Source organism: Saccharomonospora iraqiensis subsp. iraqiensis, assembly GCF_000430445.1.
Lineage (GTDB): Bacteria > Actinomycetota > Actinomycetes > Mycobacteriales > Pseudonocardiaceae > Saccharomonospora > Saccharomonospora iraqiensis.
Genome location: NZ_KE387064.1, coordinates 52848 through 61513, shown reverse-complemented (window position 1 = coordinate 61513; position 8666 = coordinate 52848). Strand labels below are relative to the sequence as shown.

Sequence of the window (8666 nt, the reverse complement as noted above, 5' to 3'; positions counted from 1 at the left end):
GGAGCCGACCGGCGAGGACGACCCCGACGCGGCGAGCGTCGGGACCGCCCCGCGGCCGGACACCGGGTTCGGGGACGGGCCGGATGCGGTGGCCGGGTCCGGTGGGGCGCAACGCCGCAGGCCCGGTTACCCCGTTGCGGTGGTCCTGCTCGTGTGCGCGGTGGGCTTCTCCGGCCTGGCGGTGCTGTTCGCCCAGCGCTACAGCGATGCCGCGGCGACGACCGGCAACGCCGCTCTGGTGGACGTCGCGACCACCGCCGAGGTCACGGAGGCCGTGAGCGACGCGGCCGAGCGGCTGTTCTCCCTCGATCACAACAATCTCGGCGCGAACGAGAAGGCCGCGGACGAGTTGCTCATCAACGGGGACGTGCGCGACACGTACGAGGCGATGATGCGCGACGTGCGGCAGAAGGCGCCCGAGCAGAAGCTCGTCGTCACGACGACGGCGGTGCGCAGCGCCGTGGTGCGGCTGCAGGACGACACCGCCCGTGTGCTGGTCTACCTCGACCAGAGCGCCACCCGGACGGGCAACGACCAGCAGACCTCGGCGGCGGGCTCGGCCATGTGGTTCCGGGCGGAACAGCGCGACGGCACCTGGAAGATCGCCGACATGGACACCTACTCGGCGGGCCAGTCGATGGATCCGGAGTCGGACGGCTCCGGCGAGTCGGGTCCGTCACAGCCCGGCCAGCAGCCACGTCCGGGTGATGCCGGAGCGGGACAGGGCGACGACTCGTCGCAGCAACAGCCCTCCGACCAGCAGGAACAGCAGGAACAGGGCGGCGCGGACGGCAACGGGGGCGCGACCGACGGCAACTGACCGCGCGTCGGGCGGGTGTCGTCCGCCGATCGACGCTTGACTCAGCGTCCGCGGGGGTTCACGCTTACAGGCAGCGGAACGCCCCCACGGGGGCGAACCGACGACGCTGACCGAGGCTGGGCCCCGATCGGGTGCGCCCCCTCGACAACTGTCGTGTTCCGGGCTAGACTGCTTGTTTGCGCTGCCCACTTTCAGGCTGCCCATATGCGGTAGCTAGGATGGTCGGCAACACCGCACCCTTGACAGCCCGCGTTGCGAGTTGCTAGCGCGGCTGATCAACCAGCTATGTCCCCGGAAGGACGCATCTTGGCAGTCTCTCCCGCGAACCAGGCCACTGCTGCGACCAACTCGATTCGACCGTCGACGGGCATTCCAGGAGCACCGAAGCGGGTCTCGTTCGGGAAGATCCGGGAGCCGCTCGGCACGCCGAACCTGCTCGATATCCAGGTTCGCTCGTTCGAGTGGTTCACCGGCTCGGAAGCGTGGTTCGAACGCGCGGTCAACGAGGGTGAGGAGAACCCGAGCGGCGGTCTCGAGGAGGTCCTCAGCGAGATCTCGCCGATCGAGGACTTCTCGGGCTCGATGTCGCTGTCCTTCTCCGACCCGCGCTTCGACGAGGTGAAGGCCTCCGTCGAGGAGTGCAAGGACAAGGACATGACGTACGCGGCGCCGCTGTTCGTCACGGCCGAGTTCGTCAACAACAACACCGGCGAGATCAAGAGCCAGACGGTCTTCATGGGCGACTTCCCCGTGATGACCGACAAGGGCACGTTCATCATCAACGGCACCGAGCGGGTCGTGGTCTCGCAGGTCGTCCGGTCGCCCGGTGTGTACTTCGACCAGTCCATCGACAAGTCGACGGACAAGGACGTCTTCAGCGTCAAGATCATCCCGAGCCGGGGTGCGTGGCTCGAGTTCGACGTCGACAAGCGGGACACCGTCGGGGTGCGCATCGACCGCAAGCGCAGGCAGCCGGTGACCGTGCTGCTGAAGGCCCTCGGCTGGAGCACCGAGGCGATCCGCGAGCGGTTCTCCTTCTCCGAGACGCTGCTCGCGACCCTGGAGAAGGACCACACGGCGGGCACCGACGAGGCGCTGCTGGACATCTACCGCAAGCTGCGCCCCGGTGAGCCGCCGACGAAGGAGAGCGCCCAGACGCTGCTGGAGAACCTCTTCTTCAAGGACAAGCGCTACGACCTCGCCAAGGTCGGCCGCTACAAGGTCAACAAGAAGCTCGGCCTCCAGCTTCCGTACGACAGCGGCACCCTCACCGAAGAGGACATCGTCACCACCATCGAGTACCTCGTCCGGCTGCACGCCGGTGAGGAGACGATGGGCGAGGGCGAGACCGAGGTGCCCGTCGAGACCGACGACATCGACCACTTCGGTAACCGCCGCCTGCGCACCGTCGGCGAGCTGATCCAGAACCAGATCCGGGTCGGCCTCTCCCGCATGGAGCGCGTGGTCCGCGAGCGGATGACCACCCAGGACGTCGAGGCGATCACGCCGCAGACCCTGATCAACATCCGCCCGGTCGTCGCCGCGATCCGCGAGTTCTTCGGCACCTCGCAGCTCTCGCAGTTCATGGACCAGGGCAACCCGCTGTCCGGGCTGACGCACAAGCGCCGGCTGAACGCGCTCGGCCCCGGTGGTCTCTCCCGGGAGCGCGCGGGCATGGACGTCCGTGACGTGCACCCCAGCCACTACGGCCGGATGTGCCCGATCGAGACGCCGGAAGGCCCGAACATCGGCCTGATCGGCTCGCTGTGCTCCTACGGCCGGGTCAACCCGTTCGGGTTCATCGAGACCCCGTACCGGCGGGTCGTCGAGGGCCGGGTCACCGACGAGATCGACTACCTCACCGCCGACGAGGAGGACCGCTACGTCAAGGCGCAGGCGAACGCGCCGCTGAACGACGACGGGACCTTCTCCGAGGAGAAGGTCCTCGGGCGGCGGAAGGGCGGCGACGTCGAGCTGATCGACCCGCTCGACATCGACTACATGGACGTCTCGCCGCGGCAGATGGTCTCCGTCGCCACGGGCATGATCCCGTTCCTCGAGCACGACGACGCCAACCGTGCGCTGATGGGCGCGAACATGCAGCGCCAGGCGGTGCCGCTGCTGCGCAACGAGTCGCCGATGGTCGGCACCGGCGTCGAGCTCACCGCCGCGGTGGACGCGGGCGACGTGATCGTGGCCGAGCAGGCGGGTGTGGTCGAGGAACTGTCGGCCGACCTGGTCACCGTCATGCAGGACGACGGCGAACGCAAGACCTACGGGCTCTACAAGTTCCGCCGGACGAACGCGGGCACCTGCTTCAACCACCGCCCGGTGGTCAACGAGGGCGACTGCGTGGAGAAGGGCCAGGTCATCGCGGACGGCCCGTCCACCGAGGACGGCGAGATGGCACTCGGCAAGAACCTTCTCGTCGGCATCATGCCGTGGGAGGGGCACAACTACGAGGACGCCATCGTCATCTCCCAGCGCCTGGTGCAGGACGACGTGCTCACCTCGATCCACATCGAGGAGCACGAGACCGACGCGCGGGACACCAAGCTCGGCGCCGAGGAGATCACCCGGGACATCCCGAACGTCTCCGAGGACGTGCTGGCCGACCTCGACGAGCGCGGCATCGTCCGGATCGGCGCCGAGGTCCGCGACGGCGACATCCTGGTCGGCAAGGTGACCCCGAAGGGCGAGACCGAGCTGACGCCGGAGGAGCGGCTGCTGCGGGCCATCTTCGGGGAGAAGGCGCGGGAGGTCCGGGACACCTCGCTGAAGGTGCCGCACGGGGAGACCGGCAAGGTCATCGGCGTCCGGGTGTTCTCCCGCGAGGACGACGACGAGCTGCCGCCCGGTGTCAACGAGCTCGTCCGCGTCTACGTGGCCAAGAAGAGCAAGGTCCAGGACGGCGACAAGCTCGCGGGCAGGCACGGCAACAAGGGCGTCATCGGCAAGATCCTCCCGGTCGAGGACATGCCGTTCATGGAGGACGGCACCCCGCTGGACGTCGTGCTCAACACGCACGGCGTGCCGCGCCGGATGAACATCGGGCAGATCCTCGAACTACACCTCGGGTGGCTCGCCTCCCAGGGATGGAAGATCGAGGGCAATCCCGAATGGGCGGCCAAGCTCCCCGAGGAGCTGTACGACGTGGAGCCCGGCACGAACACCGCCACGCCGGTGTTCGACGGTGCCCGCGAGGAGGAGCTCACCGGGCTGCTCGCCTCCACCAAGCCGAACCGGGACGGCGAGCGGATGGTCCGGGAGGACGGCAAGGCCGTCCTGCTGGACGGCCGGACGGGCGAGCCGTTCCCGTACCCGGTCGCGGTGGGGTACATGTACACCCTGAAGCTGCACCACATGGTGGACGACAAGATCCACGCGCGGTCCACCGGCCCGTACTCGATGATCACCCAGCAGCCGCTGGGTGGTAAGGCGCAGTTCGGTGGTCAGCGCTTCGGTGAGATGGAGTGCTGGGCGATGCAGGCGTACGGCGCGGCCTACACGCTGCAGGAACTGCTCACCATCAAGTCCGACGACGTGCTCGGCCGCGTGAAGGTGTACGAGGCCGTCGTCAAGGGCGAGAACATGCCGTCGCCGGGCATCCCCGAGTCGTTCAAGGTGCTGCTGAAGGAACTGCAGTCGCTGTGCCTGAACGTCGAGGTGCTGTCCAGCGACGGGGCCGCCATCGAGATGCGTGACTCCGACGACGAGGACCTGGAGCGCGCCGCCGCCAACCTCGGCATCAACCTGTCCCGCAACGAGTCGCCCTCCGTGGACGACGTCGTGCAATGACCCAGCCGCCCGGTGGGGAGGGCCACCACCCTCCCCACCGGGTAGCCGAACCCCTCTAGCCGCCGTGGGGACCGGGGAGCGATCGCCCCGGACCCTCGAGAAGAATCCCAAGGGGATGCAAGAACGTGCTGGACGTCAATTTCTTCGATGAGCTCCGGATCGGCCTCGCCACCGCCGACGACATCCGCCAGTGGTCGTTCGGCGAGGTGAAGAAGCCGGAGACCATCAACTACCGCACGCTCAAGCCGGAGAAGGACGGGCTCTTCTGCGAGAAGATCTTCGGGCCCACCCGTGACTGGGAGTGCTACTGCGGTAAGTACAAGCGGGTCCGCTTCAAGGGCATCATCTGTGAGCGCTGTGGTGTCGAGGTGACCCGCGCGAAGGTCCGCCGCGAGCGCATGGGCCACATCGAGCTCGCCGCACCGGTCACGCACATCTGGTACTTCAAGGGCGTGCCCTCGCGCCTCGGGTACCTGCTCGACCTCGCGCCGAAGGATCTCGAGAAGATCATCTACTTCGCGGCGTACGTGGTCACCAGCGTGAACACCGACCTGCGGCACAACGACCTGCCGACGCTGGAGAACGAGATCAGCGTCGAGCGGAAGAACATCGAGGCCCGCCGGGACTCCGAGATCGAGCAGCGCGCGCAGAAGCTGGAGGCCGACCTCGCCGAGCTGGAGGGCGAGGGCGCCAAGTCGGACGTGCGCCGCAAGGTCAAGGAGGGCGGCGAGCGCGAGATGCGCCAGATCCGCGACCGTGCCCAGCGTGAGCTGGACCGGCTCGACGAGGTCTGGTCGACGTTCACGAAGCTGGAGCCGCGCCAGCTCATCGTGGACGAGCAGCTCTACCGTGAGCTCTACGACCGCTACGGCGAGTACTTCACCGGCGGCATGGGCGCCGAGGCGATCCAGAAGCTGGCGACCGAGTTCGACGTCGACGCCGAGGCCGAGTCGCTGCGCGAGGTCATCCGCAACGGCAAGGGCCAGAAGAAGCTGCGCGCGCTGAAGCGGCTGAAGGTCGTCGCCGCGTTCCAGTCCACCGGCAACGACCCGCGTGGCATGGTGCTCGACGCCGTCCCGGTGATCCCGCCGGAGCTGCGCCCGATGGTGCAGCTCGACGGTGGCCGGTTCGCCACCTCGGACCTCAACGACCTGTACCGCCGGGTCATCAACCGCAACAACCGCCTCAAGCGACTGATCGACCTCGGCGCGCCCGAGATCATCGTCAACAACGAGAAGCGGATGCTGCAGGAGGCCGTGGACGCGCTGTTCGACAACGGCCGCCGCGGACGTCCGGTCACCGGGCCGGGCAACCGTCCGCTGAAGTCGCTGTCCGACCTGCTCAAGGGCAAGCAGGGCCGGTTCCGGCAGAACCTGCTCGGTAAGCGCGTCGACTACTCCGGCCGGTCGGTCATCATCGTCGGCCCGCAGCTCAAGCTGCACCAGTGCGGCCTGCCGAAGGACATGGCGCTGGAGCTGTTCAAGCCGTTCGTGATGAAGCGGCTGGTCGACCTCAACCACGCGCAGAACATCAAGTCCGCCAAGCGCATGGTGGAGCGGGCCCGCCCGCAGGTGTGGGACGTGCTGGAAGAGGTCATCAGCGGCCACCCGGTGATGCTCAACCGTGCTCCGACGCTGCACCGTCTGGGTATCCAGGCGTTCGAGCCGCAGCTGGTCGAGGGCAAGGCGATCCAGCTGCACCCGCTGGTGTGCGAGGCGTTCAACGCCGACTTCGACGGTGACCAGATGGCCGTGCACCTCCCGCTGTCCGCGGAGGCGCAGGCCGAGGCCCGCATCCTGATGCTGTCGGCGAACAACATCCTCTCGCCGGCCTCCGGCCGTCCGCTGGCGATGCCGCGTCTGGACATGGTTACCGGCCTCTACCACCTGACCAGGCTGGACGAGAACGCCGCGGGTGCCGGGCAGGCCTACTCGTCGCCGTCCGAGGCGATGATGGCCTACGACCTCAAGGAACTCGGCCTGCACGCCCCGGTCAAGATCCGTGTCCGGGACCGGCAGCCGGGCCGGGACATCGAGCCCACGCTGCGGGAGAACGGCTGGGAGCCCGGGCAGTCCTGGGTTGCCGAGACCACGCTCGGCCGGGTCATGTTCAACGACCTGCTGCCCGCGGACTACCCGTTCATCAACCAGACGCTGTCCAAGAAGCAGCAGGGCGCGATCGTCAACGACCTCGCCGAGCGCTACTCGATGACACAGGTCGCCCAGACGCTCGACGGCCTCAAGGACGCCGGGTTCCACTGGGCCACCCGCTCCGGTGTCACGGTGGCGATCTCGGACGTGCTCGTGCCGCCGGAGAAGCAGGACCTGCTGGAGCAGTTCGAGGCCCGGGCGGCGCAGGTGGAGAAGCGCTACCAGCGTGGTCAGCTGTCGCACACCGAGCGCAACAACGAGCTCGTCAAGGTGTGGGGACAGGCCACCGAGGACGTCGCGCAGGCGATGGAGGAGCACTTCCCGGACGACAACCCGATCTCGATGATCGTGAAGTCCGGGGCGGCGGGCAACATGACCCAGGTCCGGTCGCTGGCCGGGATGCGTGGTCTGGTGTCCAACCCGAAGGGTGAGTACATCCCGCGGCCGATCAAGGCGAACTTCCGTGAGGGCCTGTCGGTGGCCGAGTACTTCATCGCCACCCACGGTGCCCGGAAGGGTCTGGCCGACACCGCGCTGCGGACCGCCGACTCCGGCTACCTCACCCGTCGTCTGGTGGACGTCTCGCAGGACGTCATCGTGCGCGAGACCGACTGCGGCACCAGCCGCGGCATCACGATGACGATCGGCGACCGGCTGCCGGACGAGCGCCTGGTGCGTGCCGAGCACGTGGAGACCAGCGTCTACGCCCGCAGCCTCGCCGCCGACGCGGTGGACGAGCAGGGCAACGTGGTGCTCAACGCCGGGGACGACCTCGGCGACCCGGCGATCGAGCGGTTGATCTCGGCGGGCATCAGCAAGGTCAAGGTGCGCAGCGTGCTCACCTGCGAGTCCTCGATGGGTGTGTGCGCCACCTGCTACGGCCGCTCGATGGCGACCGGCAAGCTCGTGGACGTCGGCGAGGCCGTCGGCATCGTCGCCGCCCAGTCGATCGGTGAGCCCGGCACGCAGCTGACCATGCGGACCTTCCACCAGGGCGGTGTCGCCGGTGACGACATCACCACGGGTCTGCCGCGTGTCACGGAGCTGTTCGAGGCCCGTGTGCCGCGGGGCAAGGCGCCGATCGCCGACGTCGACGGCCGGGTGCGCATCGAGGAGAGCGAGCGGTTCTGGAAGATCACGCTCATCCCGGACGACGGCAGCGAGGAGATCGTCTTCGACAAGCTGTCGAAGCGTCAGCGTCTCGCGCTGGGGCCGAACGGCCCGCTCGCGGACGGGGACCACGTGGGCGTCGGCCAGCCGCTGCTGGAAGGCACCCCGGACCCGCACGAGGTGCTGCGGGTCATGGGCCCGCGGGACGCCCAGATGCACCTGGTGGACGAGGTGCAGAAGGTGTACCGGGCGCAGGGCGTGTCGATCCACGACAAGCACATCGAGGTCATCGTCCGGCAGATGCTGCGCCGCGTGACGATCATCGACTCCGGCACGACCGAGTTCCTGCCCGGCGAGCTGCCCGAGCGCACCCGCTTCGAGCAGACCAACCGGCAGGCGGTGGCCGAGGGCGGCGAGCCCGCCTCCGGGCGTCCGGTGCTGATGGGCATCACGAAGGCGTCGCTGACCACGGACTCGTGGCTGTCGGCGGCCTCCTTCCAGGAGACCACCCGCGTGCTCACCGACGCGGCCATCAACGGCCGCAGTGACTCGCTGGTGGGCCTGAAGGAGAACGTGATCATCGGTAAGCTGATCCCGGCGGGCACGGGCATCAACCGGTACCGCAACATCCAGGTGCAGCCGACCGAGGAGGCCCGGGTCGCGGCCTACGCGATCCCGTCCTACGACGACGGCTACTACACCCCGGACGTGTTCGGCACCGGCACCGGCGCCGCGGTCCCGCTGGACGACTACGACTTCGGCCGCGACTTCCGCTGAGGTCGTCGGTT

Annotated in this window: 3 protein-coding genes; all 3 read left to right on the top strand. The window is 68.3% G+C overall.

The window, feature by feature from the left end; all coding sequences use genetic code 11:
* Positions 1 to 820: hypothetical protein (locus ACTIR_RS21980; RefSeq protein WP_052583739.1), on the top strand; the 820-nt coding region annotated here is incomplete at its 5' end.
* Between the two features lie 306 nt (positions 821 to 1126).
* Positions 1127 to 4618 carry a DNA-directed RNA polymerase subunit beta gene (rpoB, locus tag ACTIR_RS0106015; RefSeq protein WP_026453582.1) on the top strand — a complete coding sequence of 1164 codons (3492 nt, stop codon included), beginning with the start codon at positions 1127 to 1129 and terminating at the stop codon, positions 4616 to 4618.
* A gap of 125 nt (positions 4619 to 4743) precedes the next feature.
* A complete protein-coding gene (locus ACTIR_RS0106010; RefSeq protein ID WP_026453581.1) occupies positions 4744 to 8655 on the top strand; it encodes a DNA-directed RNA polymerase subunit beta' in 3912 nt (1303 codons plus the stop codon).
* Positions 8656 to 8666 lie beyond the last annotated feature (11 nt).